A 19,360-nucleotide genomic window follows, 5' to 3' on the forward strand; every position below is an offset into this window, starting at 1 on the left:
AAGCTTTAATTTAAAATAACCTCTTTCTGTTATTCAACATACCAAGCATTTTCGGTAAATTCATTCCATTCTAAAGTAAAACTGATTGCAATAATTTTAATACTACTAAATTGATGTGTTCTCCCATCAGTTCCAAACATTTCAAAAATCATATAAATTCCTAATGGTTTTTGGTTAAACTGCAAGAATTCCATTTCTTCTAAGCCGGTAATTAGAACTTGCTTTTCCATCCCTTCATCAAAGTGAATAACTGCATTACTATCCGTTACTCCATTGAAAGTAAGTCTACATTTATCAGTTTATTTTGCTACACCATAGGGATTAAGAGGATGTTCAGGGGAAACATAAACAAACTCGAAATCAATAATGACCGTGTCTTTTTCAACTATAGTCTTTTCAACTACGCAATCGTGAAAATCCAGGTAGTTAAAAAATTTGTTCGTGGTTTTATATTTCCAAGTCTTCATATTATTGAACTCCTATAATTTATAGTAAAAGTACTTCTTCTACTCCTGCTGTGTTAGTTAAAAAAATTCCTAACAACAAACATATATCCTTCTCGGATCAGCGCACAAATTTATTTATTCCTCATATAACCAGTCAAAATCATCATGTAGGCTATATTCTTGATTATCTAATAATAGATAATGGTTTGAGCAAACTATGTCCATTTCTTTATATTCATTACCATAATCAATCACTAAATAAATATGCTTCAAATGTTTATTTCCCTTAGCAATTTCTCTTACATTATCAATTACATTTGAACTTTCCAATACTGCCGAACGATAAAATTCACTCCACTCATCCCACTCAAAACTATATGGAATGTTTGCATGGAGCATATTCTTTCAATATCTTCTCCTCTAATGTGGACGGTTTGTAGGTTTCGACCAACACTACAAAGGCCTGGAGTTCTTTAATTTCTTTTTTCGCTGCCTCAACGGTCCTTAACAGCTTCATAGCTAATCCCCCTCTAACTTATGAGTATTTGTAATTTTGAATCCATTACAATATTCTCCATATATAGGGAAATCCCTTCTAAAAAATATAATTAATCTGTCTATTAAACCTCTTCATGGCGGCTGCACGATAGCTCCTAGCAAAGCCAAAAACGCTTTGCAAGGCGCTCTATTTTCTTGTCGTAAATCCTTAGAACCGCAAGGGCTCTGATTTGTGAAATTAACTCATAAAAAAGAACAGCACTCGGAGTAATCCGATTACTGTTCTTTTTGTCTTAAGGTTTTTCTTTTGTAAGAGTTACTTTTAAATAAAAATTCTTTATAAAACTTCAAAATCGTTCGTCAACCAAATCTGCAAAAGTTCCTTGGGGCATCAAGTTAGCCAATTAACGTTGTAATTAGTTGAATGCAACGCGCGTCCGAAACAAACATACAAATAAAAACAATCACGTTAATTCAAAAATTAACGTGATTGTTTTTGATACAGGCACAAAAATTAATTGCAATTTAACAACTCAATATAATTTGTTGGTATGGAATTAGAAATCCAAACTTTGTCATTACAATAATAAAAGTGAATTCCTGCTATAAAAGCTTCTTTTGCCCTTATTTTAAGTATGACCGGACTAATATCTCTCCTCTTTCCAACTTGGAAGGCAGTTTCAACTTCAGGTGACAGGTGTACATATTGTCTTAAAATAGGATTTAAGCCGTTTTTAAAAATTGACTCGACATTATTATTCGTTGTTCCGTGAAATAAAAATTCAGGTGGCTCGGAAGCAACTCTCTGTATTTTTTGAGAAATTGAATGACCGTAAATGGCTCTTATTTTACCATCTAACACTTCAAAGCGTTTTTTATCAGATATTCTAATTAGTTTTAATATTTGATCCTCTGTAACTTTTGAAAAATCTTTGTTCTTATTCAAAGCTTCCAACAAAAATTGTAATTTAACCCACCCTTGATTATCGAGTTCAAGCCCGAATTCCCAAGGGGCATGCCTTAATGCATATGATATTTTTTTACTCAATTTTTCATCCTTCATTGCATCACTCTCTTTCGATCAAATAAACTTCGCAAGTGTTCTTTTATACCCTGAAAATTAATTGAAAAATTTATTAAAGCTTCATCCTCATTATACTTATTATGTCATTTGAATCCCGGTTAATTGTTTCTACTTCAAAATCTTCAGCTATACATTCGAAAGTTGAATCGTGAAAGGATAGTATAAAGTGTCTTAAATCTTCAAAGTGACTTTCTTTATGTCGTGGGTGCACTGAATTCATTTTTATCAATATTCTTAACCAAGAAGAATCCTCAATTATAAATGTTGAATACCGTTCTAGTCCACGAGAACTCAAAGGATGTGCTTCAAAGATTTCATCACCAGGTGGACCGAACATAATTGAGCGACAACTTTTGAATGTAATTATTGCAATGTCGTTATTTTCAATTTCATCTTCTTCTAAGTCATAGGCAACTACGGTTGTTGTCTTATCCGATAGAACAATTGGATTCGGTGATCCAACTGATGATTGTGGGATACTATTTAAAGGAACAACTCTATCTTTATTATCAATTAAATACATTATCTATATATCTCCTTTTCGTACTACTTACTTAATACCTCACTAAACCTTAATTTTCTTTTCAACTACCCTGCCTCGATAGTTGAAGAAGGAAGAAGGAAGAAAAAGAGAGACTATTGCACATGTTTAAGATTCCTACTTTATATATCACTATTACAACATTCTCCATTTAAAGGAAAACTCCTTCTATTTTGCTTCATTTATATCTAGTAACACACCATAAATGGCGGCTGCACGATATACCTCCTAGCAAAGCAACAAACACTTTGCAAGGAGCTCTAGCGTGTCGCTTCCCTCTAAAAAGCCCGATAACCACGGACTGTACGGCTTTGCCTACAAGCCGTAGGTTCCTGTTCTTTTCTTGACGAGGGAACGAGCCGAAAAACGTACGTGCATTAAAGATAGGTGCAATGGAGGGCAGCCGAAAGGCTGCCATTTTTATTGTATTTTTTGCTTTTGTCCTCCGGAATCGTACACATTCCCAGCCTGTCTAAGCCCGAAACAGTGGCAGATTCCTTGGCGTTCGCCCTACCCCTGTTTCAGGCAAAGACAGGAGCCGACTGAAAGTGAAAAACAACAGTCAAGGGGCGAAAAACTTTTTCAGATCACGCTAACGCTGAAAAACTTTTTGCGCTGGGACCCTTGACTGGTCGGCTATGGGATGTGTCCGCCCTGCGTATCAAAAGGCAAAAAATAATCCCTTTTGGGACATTTACCGCCCGGCGAACAACACAAAAGGAGGAACACAAGATGAAATTAGAAAAAGTGATTGAAATCGTACGAATCAAACAGGAAATACGAGAAGTCGAAGAAGCGTATACAAGCTTACTGCCGAAACAAATTCAGTCACCCAAAGATGCAATTGATTTCATTCAAGCCATGATAGGGGATGAGGACCGTGAAGTGTTTCTAGTCCTTTGCCTCAATGTGAAAAACCAAGTCATAGCTGTTCATCGTTGCCATGTCGGAAGTTTAAACGCTAGCATAGTACACCCTAGGGAGGTCTTCAAGTGCGCCATACTCAATAACGCAGGAAGCATTTTAGTGGCACATAATCACCCCAGCGGCAACTGTCAGTATTCACCGGAAGATGTTGAAGTCAGCAAACGCTTAAAAGAAGCCGGTGAATATATCGGCATCGAATTACTTGATTCCATCATCGTCGGTTACAAAAACGGAGGACTTTCATTAAGAGAAACTGGTGTGATATAAAAACAGGCAAAAGGGGACTTTCCCCTTTTGTTCCATTTAAAAAAGGAGGAATCGATAATGACGACTATGACCTGCCAACTGGACGAAAAACAAAAAAGTGCTCTGCGAGCTCTTCATTTTTGGAGAAAAAATCTACTAGTATCAACCAGACACCAAGATATTTCCGAATGTAAGAAGAGTCGAATCGCCATTGTTCATCTATTCAAGTATTGTGACCACCTAAAAATCCCGTACAAGGTTCAAAATAAAGTGATATATGCAGCCACGCAAGATGTTGCTTTCCACGATCTAACCATATGAGAAGAAAACATGGAAACGCCAGGAAGAATGTTTCTTCATGGCGTTTGTATTTAAACTAAAACCGTTAAAGGATATTTGTTGAGTTACTCAACAAATTTTGATATACTAAAACAACAACTGTTGAGTAACTCAACAGGAATGGAGGGAATGACATGAAAAATGCAACCAAGGAAATCCTGGCGAAATGCCCGAATTTGGCATCTTATGTGAATGCAAAGGACGTGCCAAGTGACTGGACACCCTTGAATGAACACGAACAAGCGCTTACAGCCCTTGCTCGATTCTTCGAGTACGAGGAAACATTTGACTTAAACCGACTCTTCAAGGAAGTGGACCCGGACTGGATTCCATTTGCATTGGAGAGACTCCTGACGTATTTCCATGATGACACCTATCTTGCCAACACACAGAAACCCTTGATCATCAACAATCCGAGTGACTTATTGAGTCAACAGAACTTTGCCGAGCTCATGAATGAATATGGTCACAACATGGACGTGAAGAAGATTCATATGTACCGCAAGAGAGGGAAACTGCCAAAGGAGACAGCCATGATTGGCGGCAAACCTTATTGGATAAAAGAAGACGTCCAACATTATATACAAAGTGAACGGAAATAAACCAATACTAAAAATGAGCTCCTTCAGCATGTGGTTGCTGAAAGTGCTCTATTTTTTCCGGTCTGTATAAATTCCTGAACAGATCTAGTAACTTGTTCATTCTGCTTTGTGACCACCAATCAATTTATCACGCTGGCGTGCCGTACCAGCGTCCGTGTAGGATACAGCCCTTAACAATGCCGTTGAACCATATTTACTTCGAATTGCGTCCATAGCAGATCCTAATTTACGATTACGCCATTTATTGGCTTCGAATAGACTTAGTTGCATACTGGTTTCATCTTCTAAATTAGATATGGATACCGTTATCTGACGAGTAGGGCGACCGTCATAGAATTCATCAAAGAGTGCATTGCATACCCGGTAAATTTTCATGGTATCGTTCGTACCTTCCTCGATGGATCTTGATCGACTAAAGCCACCACCAAAGGCATTTTTGCTATAGCCGATGCTCAGATTGATCGTGCGACCTGCTTTGCCAGCCTCACGTGCTCGCCGGGCAATATCTTCACACATTTCCAGAACCACTGCCATTACTTCTTCTTTTGTTTTGTAATCACGAAATAAAATCTGACCTTTCCCATAGCTTACCTGACCTTCGATAAGTGGGGCTCCCATTTCAGACAAGTCGATTCCCCAGGCGTGGTGATAAAGCTGATTACCCAAGACGCCGAACTTAGTTTCAAGTGTTTTCAAATCCGTGTTCGCTAAATCTCCCACAGAAAAAATGCCCATGGAATTCAAGGTTCTTTCAGTTCTCGATCCGATTCCCCACATCTCGCTGAGAGGGCTAATTGGCCATAGTTTAGTCGGAACGTCTTCGAATCCCCATTTTGCAAACCCTGTTTTTTTTGCTTCTAAATCCAATGCTAATTTACTCATTAACATATTAGGACCTGCACCTACGGCTGAAGGAAGTTGAAACATTTCCAAAAGGTCATCTTGAATACGTTGGATTGTCTTTTCTAAAGGTCCCCAAAGATGCTCCGTTCCCTTTAAATCAAAGAAAACTTCATCGATGGAGTAGACGTGTATGGCTTCTTTTGGGACATATTCACCCAATAAGCGCGCAATTTCCATCGAAATACGAACGAAAAATTCCATTTTCGGCTCAATCAGAACAATGGATGGATGATCAGGTATTTCAAATAATCGCGTACCGGTTTTCACACCGAAATCCTTTTTCATTTTAGGTGACGCTGCCAGAACAATACTCCCTTTACGTTCAAGGTTTCCAATGACAGCAATCGGTGTATTCATAACATCCAATCCATTGTCCACCGCGGCACAACTTGCATAGAAACTTCTCATATCAATACAAGCAATTTGTCTTCTAGGCATGTTCTTATACATTCGAACCTCTCCAATTAGAACGTTTGTTCTTATTATAGGGCTGATTCATGAAAATATACACTGTTAAATTTTAGGTCTATCGTGATTTCTACTATTTTATTAGATCAAATTCGATGATGGATGTCTCAAAATAAATACAGACCCTGTAATCCTTCTATGGAATTATCTACATGTGCTATGCTGAATTTATTATAATGAATTATTCGGGAAGAAAATCTAGTTGAAGGAGGGTCAATCATGTCGTTTCAACCAAAAGAGGTACTACAAAAATTACGAGCAGAGTTTGAAGTTGAAGGAAAAGAAATTGATGATAGGTTGTTTGATTTGCTTGAGGAATTTATCATCAGCGCTAACCCAAAATCCCTTAAAGAATCACAGGATAGAGTAGGGCAGTTCTTAAAGTCCATTTAATTTAAAGAGAGTGCTGAAAGTAGCCCAACTATACTGCTGAAGATAAAAATGCCCTTCACCTTGCCTTGTAAATTGTTGGCTATATTGTTCATATTTAAAGGATAAAGAAAAAGGATCTGTTCACTAATTTAGTATTTTGTGAACAAATATTAAGATTTGTTAAAGCCCATTTTGCATTAGGAGTTTGACGAATGACAAAAAAGAACTACCTCTTGTTAAAAGATCAGAGTAAACACTTACGGTCCTACAAGTGTACTGAACCCCAGAAGTTAGACTGAAGCATTTAAGCAGCTAGTTGACTGGTATGGATACGGTATTCAACCGGGCTCATGCCAGTCAATTTTGCTTTTATCAGTTCATTGTTATAATAAAAAATATACTTAATCACTGCTTGCTTCAGCTCTTCAAAAGAACGATAAACTATCCCATAATACATTTCCTTTTTCATTATGCCGAAGAAGTTTTCCATTGGCGAGTTATCCATACAGTTTCCTTTTCGAGACATACTTTGGAATATCCCATTATCTTTTAGCTTCTTTACATATGATGTAATTTGATACCCCCAGCCCTGGCAGGTTAGGTTTTGTTTCCTTTATCGTACACGTCCTTGAAATATTCCAAAACATATTTGGTATAAACTTCATCTAATTTCACCGAAAATATTTCGCCATATTTTAGAGAATACCACTCATAGCTTGGTTTCTCTTCTAATGCCAATAACATTGATGATAATATTTCTTCTTCAAATGGCGCTATTTTTTGATTTGACAAAAGCTCTTTAATAAACTGATATACTCTGTCATTATTTCTTCTAGATTCATCAAGCATATCATTTACCTCACAACATAAAGCTACAAAGGAACCTTTTTTCACTAACTGAACTTCTCTAGCATATCCATTCATCGATTCATTATCTATCTCTGTTAAGAAAAACTTCTCGTAATTGACTCGTTCAAAGTCAATATTATGACCAAACCCCTTATAACTATGTATCATATCATGATACATCCAAAAAATACTTTTAATCTCTTCTTTAAGTTCATCAAAGTTTTCATTATCTAATATGAAAAAAACGTGTGTCATTTTTCGGTTCCCCCAAACTACCAATAATGCCTATCAACATATTCATCAAGAATATGTTGATAGGTCCCCTTTTATATATATTCTTACAGTGGTTCTCACTGAAACATTTCTCAAATCATATCTCCACTAAAATACAGGATACCCGTGGATGTTACCAGCCGAATCCATATGAACTTTAATTTTAGTCTCTCCACACGGGCCAATTCGTTTACCAAAATCAAAAGTTCTAACACTACCATCTGGTTTTACTGTTGTACCATTAACCCAAGCTTTTTGAGTCAACTCTACACCATTTTCACCAGAATTCCATACAGATTTATTTTTATTAGTATTATTGGGATGCCCTATCACATGCTTTCCTTGCTTTCCTGCATCTACTTTTGGAGCTCCTTTTACATTTCCTACTAAACCTTGAGAGGGTATACCAGCATATGTCTTAGGAGGAGCTTTTGGTGGATTCTTAATAACTTTAGCATTACCAATCCCACCTATTGTAGGATCTCCCACATTTTTTTTCTCTTCCCCTGTTGGGTCTTTGTAAATTAGCGGATTTTGTTCAACATAAGTGTATTTGTTCAATGACAAAGGGGTATCAAAAGTCCCCTCAAAACTATCTTCATTTAAGAAGCGACCTAGACTTGGATCATACCATCTTGATCGAAGATACTGTAACCCTGTACTTTCCTCCCAGACCTCTCCAGAATAATGAAGTGAATTATACACCTCTTCTTCGGTGATAATTGGATTCCCCCACATGTCATATCGGTACTTGTTAACGGATTTTCCAGTTTCATCACGCAGTTCAATGATATTCTCAAGACCATCTGTCGTATAAAAGTACAATTGTTGATGGGCATCAATGAGAAGTTCTTTGTCATTTCCAGTGACATAATGATTTTTCAGTACCGATTGTCCATTATGTACAGCAGCTTCAGCTATTAGGACATCTCCGTCATAGTAGTACCTGGTAATCTGGTTGCCACTTTCTTTTTCATATAACAATCCGTCCCCATTGTAACGGTATTCAATTTGACTTTCATCGGTAGTCACCTTTATCAATCGGTTGTTCGAATCATATTCGTATGTTCGATTTTCAATGGTTGGCAGTTTCTCCGAATCGAGAAGGCTTCGGTTTCCTTTTTTATCGTATTCATACGTTTCGGTTCCTTGGGAATTACTCTCTACGCGATTCAATTGATCATAGGTGAAACTACTGACTTCTTCAGGTGCGGTTATTTCCTCAATATTTTTGTTTAGGTCATATTGATATATTCCGTTATTTAGGACTTCCCCCAGTGAGGAGAGTTGTTTCACTTCCGTCAAATTTGAATGATTAAATGTATAGAAACTGGTCAACCCATTTGCCTGATTCTTATTTTGTAACTGGCCGTTTGCCAAATAATCGTAGGTAACTAAATCAGGATCTTCCTCAACTCCAAGCTTCTTAATTAAATTCTGTTCATTGTATTCATAAACAATCTTTTTATTAAATGGTGAAACAATTTCCTTTTTATTTCCTTTCTTATCATATTGATAGGAAATAGACTTTCCATCCGGGTATACCATATCCAGCATGTTACCTTCCAGATTATAGGCATATTTTGTAAGCCCAGTGGCATCATCCATTGATTTTCGTGCACCATTTAAGTAGTACTCATACTCAACAGTATCAACAATGATATTTTCTTTTAAGGTATCAACCTTCGTTAGCCAATTCCGGTTATTGTATACATACTTATGTTGATTTCCATTTCGGTCTGTCGATTGGATTAGTTGATCATTGTTATCATATTGGTAGGTAGAGCTTTTTTGATTGATATCCGTCTTAGACAGCATTCTTCCACTCTCATCAAACTTCTTTGAAGAAAAGGTATGATCTGGGTAAGTCACTTTCATAACATTTCCTAAGTAATCGTATTCATAACGCGTGATTTCACCGTTTGGCATAGTAACTGACACGAGATTCCCTAACACATCATATTCAAAATACGTGAGACGCCCTTTAGCATCTTTCTCGGTCAACACATTACTCATATTGTCATACGTAAATTCTTTAGTTCGGTTGGAATCAGTGAAAAATTCGGTATCCTTTATAGTTCTTCCTGCAGCATCAAAGTTTTGGGTAACTCGATTCCCTTCTTCATCCGTCAAGGTTTGCAGGTTTAAAATATCGTCGTATTGGGTTGTTCTTGCATTTCCTAAAGGGTTTGTTTCCTTGGTAATTCGATTCATAAAGTCGTACTCGTATTGTGTTTCTTGTCCAAGCGCATTGGATGAACTAATTAAATCTCCTGTTTCGTTATAATGCATAACGGATCTAGCATCGTATATGTCTCCAAGCTTAATGCCTTCTTTGACTTTCCAGCCAATCGGATTCCATTCTTCAAAAGTGATGTTACCTAGTTCATCCTTTGTTTCAATTCGGTTATTCTCGTCATTGTACATATAGACTAAAGTTGAACTATCTGGATGGGTAATCGTGGTTAATCTATCCAATTTATCATATTGATACCCAGTAATATTTCCTTTTCCATCTATAATAGACTTCAAATTCCCTGTTTCGGGATAATAGGACGCTTGCACAGTAAGCTGTTTTTCTTCACTATTTAAGTCTTTAACATATCTTATTTCTTTCGTTAGAAATGCATTGGAGTAGGTTGGTCCGTAATCAAACGTCCTTGTATAGGTTTTACCCGCAGAAGTCGTTACTTCACTTCGGCTATTCCCATACGCATCGTAGTCTCCATAAATGGTGTTGGATAAAACTTTTCCTAGACTGTTGTTTTCATATATGGTCTCTTTCGTGATACTTCCCTTAGCATTTCTTTCGTATTTTGTGTACTTTGCTTTTGTACTTGTTAAAGGTTCTGTAATCCCCGTAAGTAATTGTGTGTTAGGGTCGTATTCATACCTCGATTGGAATCCAAGTTCATTTCTTTCGGATATGATTTGACCGTAATCATTGTATTGTGTCTCAGTTACAAAAAGAATAGATTTCTGCGAATTTGATTTCTTTTCAAAAGTTTTTGTTGTTTTGATAGGATTTGGATTGTGTTTATTTGATTCATAGACAAAATCTAAAACCAACTTTGAATCAGTACTGTCTTCTGAAATTTCATTCAATTTATAGTAATTTGCACTGCCTTGGATGGAGTCATATTTCCGGTTAATTACATAGGAAGTTATTTTATCCTTCTCAGTAATTTTTGTCGTATAAGTGTAGGAATTAGAGTAGTAGCCATTCATGTTTGGATCATAATTAAATGATTTTAAGTTACTCTCTAACTTTTCACCATTATTGTAAGTGATTCCATCATTTCGATTGAGAACTCTATATGTTTCATTAACTGCACTATTTCCTATGTTTTTCTTAAAAGGAATTCCTTCATAGCTATAGTCAGTTTTTAAGCCGGTTGGATGTGTAATTCCCACTAATAATACATATGGATTTACAGCAAAAGGAGTAGTTCCTAGTAAATTAAATTTTGCTTCCTTTATATTGTAATCATAAGTAGTCTTTCTACCCATTTGATCATCTACATGTTTTAATATTTCGACTTTTCCATCTGGGCTCTTTTGTTTTGAATAGATTACTACTTTATCCCCTTGAGTGAGTCTTACTTCCGTTTCCGAATATGCGATAGAGATTTTATTGTTTATACTGTTTTCAATTTCTGAAAGAACCTCTTTATACAAGGGATGAGTACTATATTTAAATTGTATATAATTATCATACGAATCTTTAATTTTTAGTAAATTACCACTTTGACTAAAATAATAAGTTGTTCCTTCTAGTGTCTTTACAGCATATTTAGATGACACCTGATTGACAGTTTGGGTTGCATCTAACGTGAAAGTTAAATCTTTCCAAGGGTAGCCCTTCAATTGATTATTTACTATTTCATAGGATCCTCTATCTCCAAAATGCAATATTGTGGAATTATTTTCATTTTGAATATAAGGAATATCCCAAGTCCAGCCTTTTCCAAGTGGGAATTTGTTATCTATAAAACTCTTACTAGTTTTGTTAGTGTATTCAGGCTCTGTGCCAGCAGCGTAAGATTTAACTGTAGGTGAAGGATTATTTCCAACAACATACAGGTAACGATAACTAGAATCAGTACCGTACCAAATACTGCTGTGAAAATAATTGTCAAAATACTTTCCATTTTTCAAATCATTTTTGACGATCTCAGCTTCAGCTGGATTATCAAAGCCGTCTAATTTGTCTGGGAATATTCGAGATGCAGGACTTTCTAAATTTTGTGATGAATCTTCATATACAGTGTTTGTACCTTTTGCAAATGTTGTATAACGATCATATGTTTTATTACCAGTTTTGGCACATGTAGCATCATCTTTCGCACCACTTCCTAGTTTTGTACCTTGTACCCAATGTTTCACTGCTGCGCTTTTGGTGTAATATGCTCCAGAAAATCTAGGTGTTCCATCTACGTTAAAACTATTTTTTAACGAATTGTCTTTACAACTATGAGTAGTTATTTGATTATAAACTTCACCTTTAGATACATATGCTTGTGTTTCTTTATATACTTCTGTATCAAACTCAACTGAGTATTTATAGGCAGTATAATATTGTTCGTCTATGGTCATATCGTAATATTGAGCTTGATTGGTACTGTATGTTCTTTTCAAATCGAAAGACAAGCCATTCCTACCAACCAAGGTTAAATCTTCTTCCATTATGGACAGTGAACCGTCCAAAGTTGAAATGTTCTCATAGTCATCTCCAATGGAAAATGGAGCCTGGTTTTCACCAGTTTTAATATACCTTAATTTTTTCAGTCCATCTTCACTTGAAGTCCCATTTGACGTGAATTGGGTCAATTCAACATTTGGCATAGATTTAGAAACTTTAATGTCACTGACTGCTTCTTTTGAAATATTTACCGCTGTATGCGGATAAATATTTATTGCTGTTTCTAAAACCAGGCCAGTTAAATTTTTTCTCTTTAACACTTCGGATATTTCTTCCTCTGTAAACCCTTTGTTAATTAATGTTGTTCTTTCTGTGTCATTTAGCGTTCCCTCAATTTCTTCTGCTTTAGACTGTTCTAATGGTATAAGAAACCCTGAAAGCATAATTAAAAGACACATAATCAATTTTAATAGTTTATTTAAATACAAATTTCTTCCCCCTACAATCCTCATGTTTGTATATCGAGCTAATTATAGGTGATAAATTTTGACAATTCTATCAAATTCGACCGACAAATAACGACAAAATAAACGTTTTTTGTCGTTATTTGTCTAAACATTGATACTATTCAAATCTTTCCGAACAATATATAGTTAGTGAGAAAAACTATCTAAGGAGTAAATAAATTGAAAAAGACTTTAGGAACTATCTTTACAGTATTCTTATCTTTAATTTTCTTAACAGCAACAACATCCTATGCAGCGAATTTAGAATATGTTTATGATGCCAGCAACAAATTAATCGAGATAAAGGAAAATGATGAGATTGCCGTTCGATTTGAATATGATCTTAATGGCAATCTTTTAAGTCAGAACGTTCAATCTCTAAAGGCACCCCAAAATCTAAAAGCCATATTTGTTAATGATAAAACCTCAAAAATAAGTTGGGACAAAGTAACTGGTGCCACTACCTACGATGTCCACGTTAATAATGATGCCTCATTTAGTACAAATGAGAATTCAGCAATTATATCTCTTTCACCAACAACTACTACATACGATGTGAAAATAAAGGCTAAGAATAGCTTTACACAAAGTGAGTTCGGCGAAATTCTTTCATTTAAAGCCGCGCCAGCACCTCCAACGGATTTAGCGGTTAGTAATATCCAGGAAACAGCAATAACATTATCTTGGAGCGCTTCTGCTGGTGCTCAGGAGTACCAAGTTTACTACGCTCATCCAAACGGCATCGTTCCGCTGAACGCCGGAAAAACTGCGGAGACAAAATTTACAATAAATGACCTTAACCATGGAACAGGTTATAAATTCCTTGTAGTAGCAATTAGTGGTAACCTCAAGAGTTCTTTTAGTGAGCCAATTATGAGTTACACAGCTATGACCGCTCCTTTTTTGGATAACAGTGAACCGAATGACAGTTTAGAACAAGCATCCTTAATAAAACCTAATATAAGATACGATTCTTATATTAGTTCTGAAACTGATATAGATTACTATAAAATCGAACCTATCGGACTTAATAACTCGTTGTTTGTTCAGATTAATGCTACAAATAGAAACTATGTGTTAGAAGTTATACAAAGTGGCGTGAGTAGATGGACAACAAAGTCAAATCAGAATGGAATAACATTGCCTGTTACTTCTTCCGTGTCATTTAAAGTAAAAGGGGATTTTTCTTATTCCACTAAAGAAAGCTATAACCTAACATACACTCTTCAAAATACAACAACAGTTTGTCCGCCAAGAATGATCTGTAAACCTCCTATAGATCCACCTGTTGCGGCTTCAATTATGATGAAATCACTAGATTTACATGAGGAATTATATGATATTAATATTGTGACTGATATTTATTCTTCGGATTATGATAAACGACTACTCGCTTATCATTTTATTAGTGGCACAGGTACGCCAGAAGATATTGATGCTTTAGAGCAGATTAAAGAGAATAGTACTTTAACCGAAGATAGAGACATTATCGATTGGACAATCGCTAAAATTGCTTATACCCATTATAACGAACAGCCAAATACTGTTTTACGATATCTAGATTCTTTAGTTCTTGTCGAGAACAGTGAAATACAAGCATGGTTAATGCCGGTCCTTCAAGAATTGTTTGGTGATGAGTCTGCCGTTCAAGCATATTTGGATAGTTTTTTAACGCCAGCAACTGAAAATGCCGAAGAAATAGTAGTACCGGGTAATAACTAATCCGATAAAATCCTATACCATAGTTGACAATAAAAAAGGCATTCCAAAGAATACTTTGGTGCCTTTTTTATTTTGCCTGTAAACCTCTTTTATCTTTCAAAAATGGTTTTCAACTGTTAAATGTTTATAGCTTTGTGGTAATTATATGTTTTTACTATGTCATAAGTTTTCTTGAACCATAAAGCAATCATTTTACTTTGGCTTCAACTTGTTCATTCTTCAAGCTTGTGTAACAATACATTCATTTCTAAAGAAAACACTTGTGGTTTGTTCTCAAATAAATCTGTAAATTCAAAAGAAAACCGATATCAACTTATAGTTTTATATTACATATAAATTGAGGAAACCCAGCAACCTTGTATTAACAGGATTGCTGGGTTTCTTTATTGTTGTATAGATTTGGACTGTGGCTGCTACCGATAATCGGTCATATGTAAACCAATTTATTATTATTTCTTCTAAAGCAAGATATATTCTTCTATCCTACCCCTGATAAATCTCTACAGGGTTCCACTTTAAGCTGAGAACCCTCGTCATATGTGCCGGAGATTCTTAAATTTTTAATTATAAAGTATTTAAAATCAATTTTTTCATTTCATTATTATACCTTCTCTTTAGGCGATATCCTTCCGCAGTTCACGCTTCCAGATCTATCCAGCCGAAAATGCAGCAAGTACTGCATTTTCGGCCGGAACCAGTGCTTGCGGAAGCCAAATATTCATGTTCATATGTGCTCTTTTATTAATCTTGCAATCTCTTTCCTTTTCTATAGTAAAGGAAAATAACGAATACAAACATTACAATCAATAGGAATAATACTATATCGGAATAAGTATTTATATATAGAACAATCTTACTCCAGGAAGAACCTACCTTTGCTCCAACAATTACTAATACACTATTCCAGATTAAAGAACCAATTGTCGTAAAAAGTAAAAATACGATAAAGTTCATATGTGCCAAACCCGCGGGAATTTAGATTAAACTTCTAACCAACGGAACAAGTCTCCCGAAAAATACCGCCCAAACTCCAAATTTGTTAAACCAGGCATTTGCTTTATAAATGTCTTTTGAGGTTAATCTCAAAAGACTCCCCCATTTATTAACGACTTTTTCTAGTCTTTTTACATCAACCAGTAAACCTATACCATAAAGCACAATCGCCCCAACCACTGAACCAATTGTTGAAAAAAAAATCACGCCGATAATACTCATATTTGATGTGGTAGTCATAAAGCCACCAAACGTTAAAATCACTTCGGAAGGAATAGGAGGAAAAATGTTTTCTAATGCTATCAAGAATAGAATCCCTATATACCCATACGCATTCATTACTTCAGTTATCCAGTTTTCCATTTTAATACTCCTTGTACCGATAAATTTAACAATCGTAAACATCGAATTGCTATAATAAGTTAATATTTGCCTCCGAATTAATTTTCCCTTGCATTCCGCTTTTCTTTATACCTTCTGAAAAAATAGATAGAAATAGTAAGCCAAAATCCACTAGCAAAATAACCTCCGATAATATCGCTCGGATAGTGCACACCCAGATAAATCCGACTGGTACCAATCATGAAAACGATTATAGTACTAATTATTATCAAAGTAGTGCGACATAAACGTGAAGGAATATGACGCCATAACAGAAATGAAAGAATTCCATAAACTGCAAGAGCATTCATCGCATGTCCACTAGGAAAGCTATATCCTCCTATTTCAATCAAACGATGTAAATCTGGTCTCACACGATGAAAGAATTGTTTTAAGACCTGATTTATGATGGGCGTTCCAATAACAACAGTACCAAACAATAAGAGTTCTGAACGATGCTTTAATACAAAATAAAGAATAAAAGCTACTATAATAAAAATACCAAACACAATAGGAAACGATCCGACGTACGTAAAAAATTTCATTATTGAGGTTAGAGTTGGAGATTCAAAACCTTGAATAAAGGAAATCACATATTGATCTAACTGTACTATTTTTTGTCCACTAATTAAAATAGCCATACAACTAAAACCGATAAGTGAAACTAAACCAATAATAAAAGCAGTCAATAAATACCCAGTTAATCTCATGCTGAAAACTCCTGCCTTCATCTGTTCTTAGAAGATTTTTTCTATTTTTGTCCAATGAGACCCTGCAAATATGGATAAAACAAAGCAAGGTGTGGTTTTTAAATTTCGCTAGTTCACTTCATTGTTTGTGTTTTTTTTTTTGGAATACAAGTTTTACAGAAGTACCTTTACCTAACTGACTTTCAATCCCCAAACTTCCCTTGTATGTTTCCATCAACTTAAATGCAATAGATAATCCGATTCCATACCCGCCCTTTTTCCGATTGCGCGATTTTTCCACTCGATAAAATCGATTTGTAACATGTGGAATATCTTCTTCCAGAATTCCAATCCCAAAATCTTGAACAGTCAATTCTTGGTTCTTATAATATATTTTTATTCTTTTATCATCATTTGAATATTTTATAGCATTATCGATTAATATCGTAAGCAGTTGTTCCAAATGTCCCTCTGTCACTGGAAGTAGAGTCCCTTGAAATAATTGAAGAGAAAACTCAAATTCCGGATGCGTCACTTGAAAATCATTTACGACTTTTTCAATAATTTGTTTTGGATCAATCAATGGAATAATGACATCTAACGTTTTTTCGGAATCGAGTCTGGATAATTCTAATAAATCCTTCACCAATTTGTCCATGCGATTCACTTCTTTCAAAGAAGAAGCCAATGATTTATTTAACACTTCCGGGTCATCTTTCCCCCATCTGTTCAACATCATTAAGTTTCCATTTAATACGGATAAAGGGGTTCTCAATTCATGAGAAGCATCTTCTACAAATTGTTTTTGTTGATTGAAAGAAGTTTCTAATTGATCCATTAGTTCATTAAAATGAATTGCTAATTCAGAGATTTCATCTTTTGCAGGTGGAACTTTCACTCTTTCTTCTAAACCAAATTTTTTGATTCTAGTAAGCGAATGAGAAATAACTTGTATTGGTCTAACTATTTGTTTAGAAAGAAAAAGTGCTCCCACTAAACTCAAAAATACTGCACCAATTCCTGTTAAAAACATAACAAGGCTAAATTGTTCTAATAGTCCATCGAAAATCTCCATATTTCTTACGATTTCAATTGTTCCTACATAATTCGTATCCACTAATGGTTCACGATATACAAGCAATCGGTCATCGCCTGATTTGACTAGCTCAAATTGTTCACTTTGAACTAATTGGGAAGGTACATACAATAATTCTTCTTCACTTACTGCCACGACACTTTTTCCCTCTTTATCTAAGACGCGAATCGTCTCCGATTTCTCGTTAATCGAATTGATAAACGATTCATTTTCCTTAATGAAATGTACAGATAGTTTTTGATTGGAATAATAGTTTTGTATAGTAGTCATTTTCTTTTCAATGGATTGCTCTTCATAATGAATCATCCAGCTGTTCACCACAAAGTATTGCAATATATTATAAGAAACAAATAAACCAATCATAAGCACAGTCGCCCATAATACAATTTTCGATTTTAACTTTAACTTTTGCATCATTTCATCACATAACCAATTCCACGGACGGAGTGGATGTAGTTGTCGTTTTCTTTATTTATCTTGTTTCGCAAATATCGTACATATACATCGACCACATTCGTCTCTACTTCTGTCTCATATCCCCAAATTTTCTCGAGAATCAATTCCCTAGAGAGAACTCGGTTCACATTTTGCAAAAACATTAAGAGTAGTTCATACTCTCTTTTGGTTAAAGGAATCTCTTCTTCCCCTTTCTTAACGGTTCGTGAAATAGTGTCTACTTCAATTTCTTTGAATATTAAATGTTTCACGATGTTTTCTTCATGTCGTTCAATTCTTCGAAAAATTACACGCATCCTTGCCAAAAGTTCTTCTATTGAAAAAGGCTTTGACATATAATCGTCTGCCCCAACATCTAAGCCCATTACACGATCCATCACACTATCTCTAGCGGTAAGCATAATAATTGGTGTTTCTTTAACTACTCGAGTTCTTCTGCAAATTTCTATGCCGTTTAAATGTGGTAGCATTAAATCTAAAAGTATAAGATCAAAATGGTTATTTAGCGCTGCTTCTAATCCATCTCTACCATCATGGTAAACCGTCACATCGAAGCCCTCGTGTTTAAGTTCTAACTCTAGAAATTCTGTAATGCTTTCCTCGTCTTCAATAATTAATATTTTTTTCAACGCGAACCCTCCCACGAATTAAGTTATCACTCATTAATGGACAGTAAGATTCCCACTTCAAGGCTTTTGGAAAATTGGGAAGCGTAAGTGGTAGATCAACTGCCCGTAAAAGCGCCCGAATGGTTCGGGCCAACATGTTATCGCACAATGGTAGAACAGACAAATTTCTTTATTGTTTTTTCCTTCTTTTTACGAAAAATAGTAGTAGGAGTAAAATTATCGGCATCGCAATCGATACAATTTGCACAAAAATCGGATTAATTTTTGTATTTCCTAAAATATGCACAGGTATTGACTCACTTGAATGTATTTGTTGATCGTCGTCACTACTTACTGTTACATATAACTTATACTTACTTGTATACACAAATCGAATTGGTAATTCAACTTTTACAGATTGCCCAGGCTGTAAAGTATCGAGTAAAATAGGCACATCTGCACCATAGTCCTCTAAATTTACGGTCATATGTTTTCCGATATCTGCCATTGTAATATACGCCATTGCATTTTTCAGTTCTATATTTGATAAATTTGTAATTTCAGCTTGCACAGTCGCTTCAAGTCCTGGGTAATTTTCCACTACATCAGGAGAGAGGATCTTAATATCAATCGTATCTTGTGCAAATGTAACCCCACCTGTTTGCGTCATCATCTGAAAGGAGAAGAGAAAAGCAAAAGTAATCCAGACCTTTTTCATC

General features: G+C 35.4%; 18 protein-coding genes and 2 pseudogenes. 5 read left to right on the forward strand and 15 right to left on the reverse strand.

Going from position 1 to position 19,360, the window contains the following annotated elements; genetic code table 11:
• Window positions 1-29 precede the first annotated feature (29 nt).
• The 6 genes from GY23_RS04435 to GY23_RS04450 form a co-directional block, all read right to left on the reverse strand.
• A complete protein-coding gene (locus GY23_RS04435) occupies window positions 30-230 on the reverse strand; it encodes a hypothetical protein (RefSeq protein ID WP_075617971.1) in 201 nt (66 codons plus the stop codon).
• Between the two features lie 69 nt (window positions 231-299).
• A complete protein-coding gene (locus GY23_RS18190) occupies window positions 300-467 on the reverse strand; it encodes a hypothetical protein (RefSeq protein ID WP_161487566.1) in 168 nt (55 codons plus the stop codon).
• A 114-nt stretch (window positions 468-581) separates the two neighbouring features.
• Complete coding sequence (locus GY23_RS04440; protein ID WP_075617972.1) at window positions 582-845, reverse strand: hypothetical protein; 264 nt, start codon at window positions 843-845, stop codon at window positions 582-584.
• A complete protein-coding gene (locus tag GY23_RS18195; protein WP_161487567.1) occupies window positions 820-963 on the reverse strand; it encodes a hypothetical protein in 144 nt (47 codons plus the stop codon). Before GY23_RS18195 ends, GY23_RS04440 begins: the two co-directional genes overlap by 26 nt.
• A 495-nt stretch (window positions 964-1,458) precedes the next feature.
• Window positions 1,459-2,007 carry an RNA 2'-phosphotransferase gene (locus GY23_RS04445; RefSeq protein WP_075617973.1) on the reverse strand — a complete coding sequence of 183 codons (549 nt, stop codon included), beginning with the start codon at window positions 2,005-2,007 and terminating at the stop codon, window positions 1,459-1,461.
• A 73-nt stretch (window positions 2,008-2,080) separates the two neighbouring features.
• Window positions 2,081-2,551 carry a hypothetical protein gene (locus GY23_RS04450; protein WP_075617974.1) on the reverse strand — a complete coding sequence of 157 codons (471 nt, stop codon included), beginning with the start codon at window positions 2,549-2,551 and terminating at the stop codon, window positions 2,081-2,083.
• A gap of 750 nt (window positions 2,552-3,301) precedes the next feature.
• Between GY23_RS04450 and GY23_RS04455 the strand changes: the two genes are divergently transcribed.
• The 3 genes from GY23_RS04455 (at window position 3,302) to GY23_RS04465 (ending at window position 4,683) form a co-directional block, all read left to right on the forward strand.
• Entirely contained in the window at window positions 3,302-3,763 is a 462-nt protein-coding gene (locus GY23_RS04455; RefSeq protein WP_075617975.1) for a JAB domain-containing protein, read from the forward strand.
• A gap of 57 nt (window positions 3,764-3,820) precedes the next feature.
• Window positions 3,821-4,063: a hypothetical protein gene (locus tag GY23_RS04460; RefSeq protein WP_075617976.1), complete on the forward strand. Its 243-nt coding sequence runs from the start codon at window positions 3,821-3,823 to the stop codon at window positions 4,061-4,063.
• 152 nt (window positions 4,064-4,215) lie between these two features.
• Entirely contained in the window at window positions 4,216-4,683 is a 468-nt protein-coding gene (locus GY23_RS04465) for a hypothetical protein (protein ID WP_075617977.1), read from the forward strand.
• A gap of 96 nt (window positions 4,684-4,779) precedes the next feature.
• Here GY23_RS04465 and GY23_RS04470 read toward each other — a convergent pair whose 3' ends face one another.
• A complete protein-coding gene (locus GY23_RS04470; protein WP_075617978.1) occupies window positions 4,780-6,036 on the reverse strand; it encodes a Y-family DNA polymerase in 1,257 nt (418 codons plus the stop codon).
• 237 nt (window positions 6,037-6,273) lie between these two features.
• Between GY23_RS04470 and GY23_RS18200 the strand changes: the two genes are divergently transcribed.
• Window positions 6,274-6,447: a hypothetical protein gene (locus GY23_RS18200; protein ID WP_161487568.1), complete on the forward strand. Its 174-nt coding sequence runs from the start codon at window positions 6,274-6,276 to the stop codon at window positions 6,445-6,447.
• Between the two features lie 283 nt (window positions 6,448-6,730).
• Here the strand turns inward: GY23_RS18200 and GY23_RS04475 are convergent.
• The 3 genes and pseudogenes from GY23_RS04475 to GY23_RS04485 form a co-directional block, all read right to left on the reverse strand.
• Window positions 6,731-7,018, reverse strand: a pseudogene (locus GY23_RS04475) (IS3 family transposase); the annotation flags it as partial.
• A 5-nt stretch (window positions 7,019-7,023) separates the two neighbouring features.
• A complete protein-coding gene (locus tag GY23_RS04480) occupies window positions 7,024-7,530 on the reverse strand; it encodes a hypothetical protein (protein ID WP_075617980.1) in 507 nt (168 codons plus the stop codon).
• A gap of 126 nt (window positions 7,531-7,656) precedes the next feature.
• Window positions 7,657-12,678, reverse strand: a complete 5,022-nt coding sequence (locus GY23_RS04485) for an RHS repeat-associated core domain-containing protein (protein ID WP_075617981.1) — start codon at window positions 12,676-12,678, stop codon at window positions 7,657-7,659.
• A 198-nt stretch (window positions 12,679-12,876) separates the two neighbouring features.
• On the opposite strand from GY23_RS04485, the gene GY23_RS04490 reads away from it, so the two are divergent.
• Window positions 12,877-14,418: a fibronectin type III domain-containing protein gene (locus GY23_RS04490; protein WP_075617982.1), complete on the forward strand. Its 1,542-nt coding sequence runs from the start codon at window positions 12,877-12,879 to the stop codon at window positions 14,416-14,418.
• A gap of 741 nt (window positions 14,419-15,159) precedes the next feature.
• Here the strand turns inward: GY23_RS04490 and GY23_RS04495 are convergent.
• The 5 genes and pseudogenes from GY23_RS04495 to GY23_RS04515 all read right to left on the reverse strand — a co-directional run bounded on the left by GY23_RS04495 (window position 15,160) and on the right by GY23_RS04515 (window position 19,359).
• A pseudogene (locus GY23_RS04495) lies at window positions 15,160-15,774 on the reverse strand (DedA family protein).
• A gap of 77 nt (window positions 15,775-15,851) precedes the next feature.
• Window positions 15,852-16,502 carry a phosphatase PAP2 family protein gene (locus tag GY23_RS04500; protein ID WP_075617983.1) on the reverse strand — a complete coding sequence of 217 codons (651 nt, stop codon included), beginning with the start codon at window positions 16,500-16,502 and terminating at the stop codon, window positions 15,852-15,854.
• A gap of 118 nt (window positions 16,503-16,620) precedes the next feature.
• Window positions 16,621-17,991 (reverse strand): sensor histidine kinase, encoded by a 1,371-nt coding sequence (locus GY23_RS04505; protein ID WP_161487569.1) that lies wholly within the window; start codon window positions 17,989-17,991, stop codon window positions 16,621-16,623.
• Window positions 17,991-18,662 carry a response regulator transcription factor gene (locus tag GY23_RS04510; RefSeq protein ID WP_075617985.1) on the reverse strand — a complete coding sequence of 224 codons (672 nt, stop codon included), beginning with the start codon at window positions 18,660-18,662 and terminating at the stop codon, window positions 17,991-17,993. The genes GY23_RS04505 and GY23_RS04510 overlap by 1 nt, the downstream gene beginning before the upstream one ends.
• Window positions 18,663-18,831: 169 nt before the next feature.
• On the reverse strand, window positions 18,832-19,359 hold the full coding sequence (locus GY23_RS04515) for a hypothetical protein (protein ID WP_075617986.1): 528 nt from the start codon (window positions 19,357-19,359) through the stop codon (window positions 18,832-18,834).
• Between the last annotated feature and the right edge of the window lies 1 nt (window position 19,360).

Origin of the sequence: Paenisporosarcina indica (assembly GCF_001939075.1) — a bacterium.
Classification (GTDB): domain Bacteria; phylum Bacillota; class Bacilli; order Bacillales_A; family Planococcaceae; genus Paenisporosarcina; species Paenisporosarcina indica.

Excerpts from the sequence above, each read along its gene's own strand:
- GY23_RS18190 (WP_161487566.1), bottom strand. The coding sequence starts at position 467 with ATGAAGACTTGGAAATATAAAACCACGAACAAATTTTTTAACTACCTG.
- GY23_RS04435 (WP_075617971.1), bottom strand. The coding sequence starts at position 230 with ATGGAAAAGCAAGTTCTAATTACCGGCTTAGAAGAAATGGAATTCTTG.
- GY23_RS04470 (WP_075617978.1), bottom strand. The coding sequence starts at position 6,036 with ATGTATAAGAACATGCCTAGAAGACAAATTGCTTGTATTGATATGAGA.
- GY23_RS04500 (WP_075617983.1), bottom strand. The coding sequence starts at position 16,502 with ATGAGATTAACTGGGTATTTATTGACTGCTTTTATTATTGGTTTAGTT.
- GY23_RS04455 (WP_075617975.1), top strand. The coding sequence starts at position 3,302 with ATGAAATTAGAAAAAGTGATTGAAATCGTACGAATCAAACAGGAAATA.
- GY23_RS04465 (WP_075617977.1), top strand. The coding sequence starts at position 4,216 with ATGAAAAATGCAACCAAGGAAATCCTGGCGAAATGCCCGAATTTGGCA.
- GY23_RS04480 (WP_075617980.1), bottom strand. The coding sequence starts at position 7,530 with ATGACACACGTTTTTTTCATATTAGATAATGAAAACTTTGATGAACTT.
- GY23_RS04450 (WP_075617974.1), bottom strand. The coding sequence starts at position 2,551 with ATGTATTTAATTGATAATAAAGATAGAGTTGTTCCTTTAAATAGTATC.
- GY23_RS04505 (WP_161487569.1), bottom strand. The coding sequence starts at position 17,991 with ATGCAAAAGTTAAAGTTAAAATCGAAAATTGTATTATGGGCGACTGTG.
- GY23_RS04445 (WP_075617973.1), bottom strand. The coding sequence starts at position 2,007 with ATGAAGGATGAAAAATTGAGTAAAAAAATATCATATGCATTAAGGCAT.
- GY23_RS18195 (WP_161487567.1), bottom strand. The coding sequence starts at position 963 with ATGAAGCTGTTAAGGACCGTTGAGGCAGCGAAAAAAGAAATTAAAGAA.
- GY23_RS04460 (WP_075617976.1), top strand. The coding sequence starts at position 3,821 with ATGACGACTATGACCTGCCAACTGGACGAAAAACAAAAAAGTGCTCTG.
- GY23_RS04515 (WP_075617986.1), bottom strand. The coding sequence starts at position 19,359 with ATGAAAAAGGTCTGGATTACTTTTGCTTTTCTCTTCTCCTTTCAGATG.
- GY23_RS18200 (WP_161487568.1), top strand. The coding sequence starts at position 6,274 with ATGTCGTTTCAACCAAAAGAGGTACTACAAAAATTACGAGCAGAGTTT.
- GY23_RS04440 (WP_075617972.1), bottom strand. The coding sequence starts at position 845 with ATGCTCCATGCAAACATTCCATATAGTTTTGAGTGGGATGAGTGGAGT.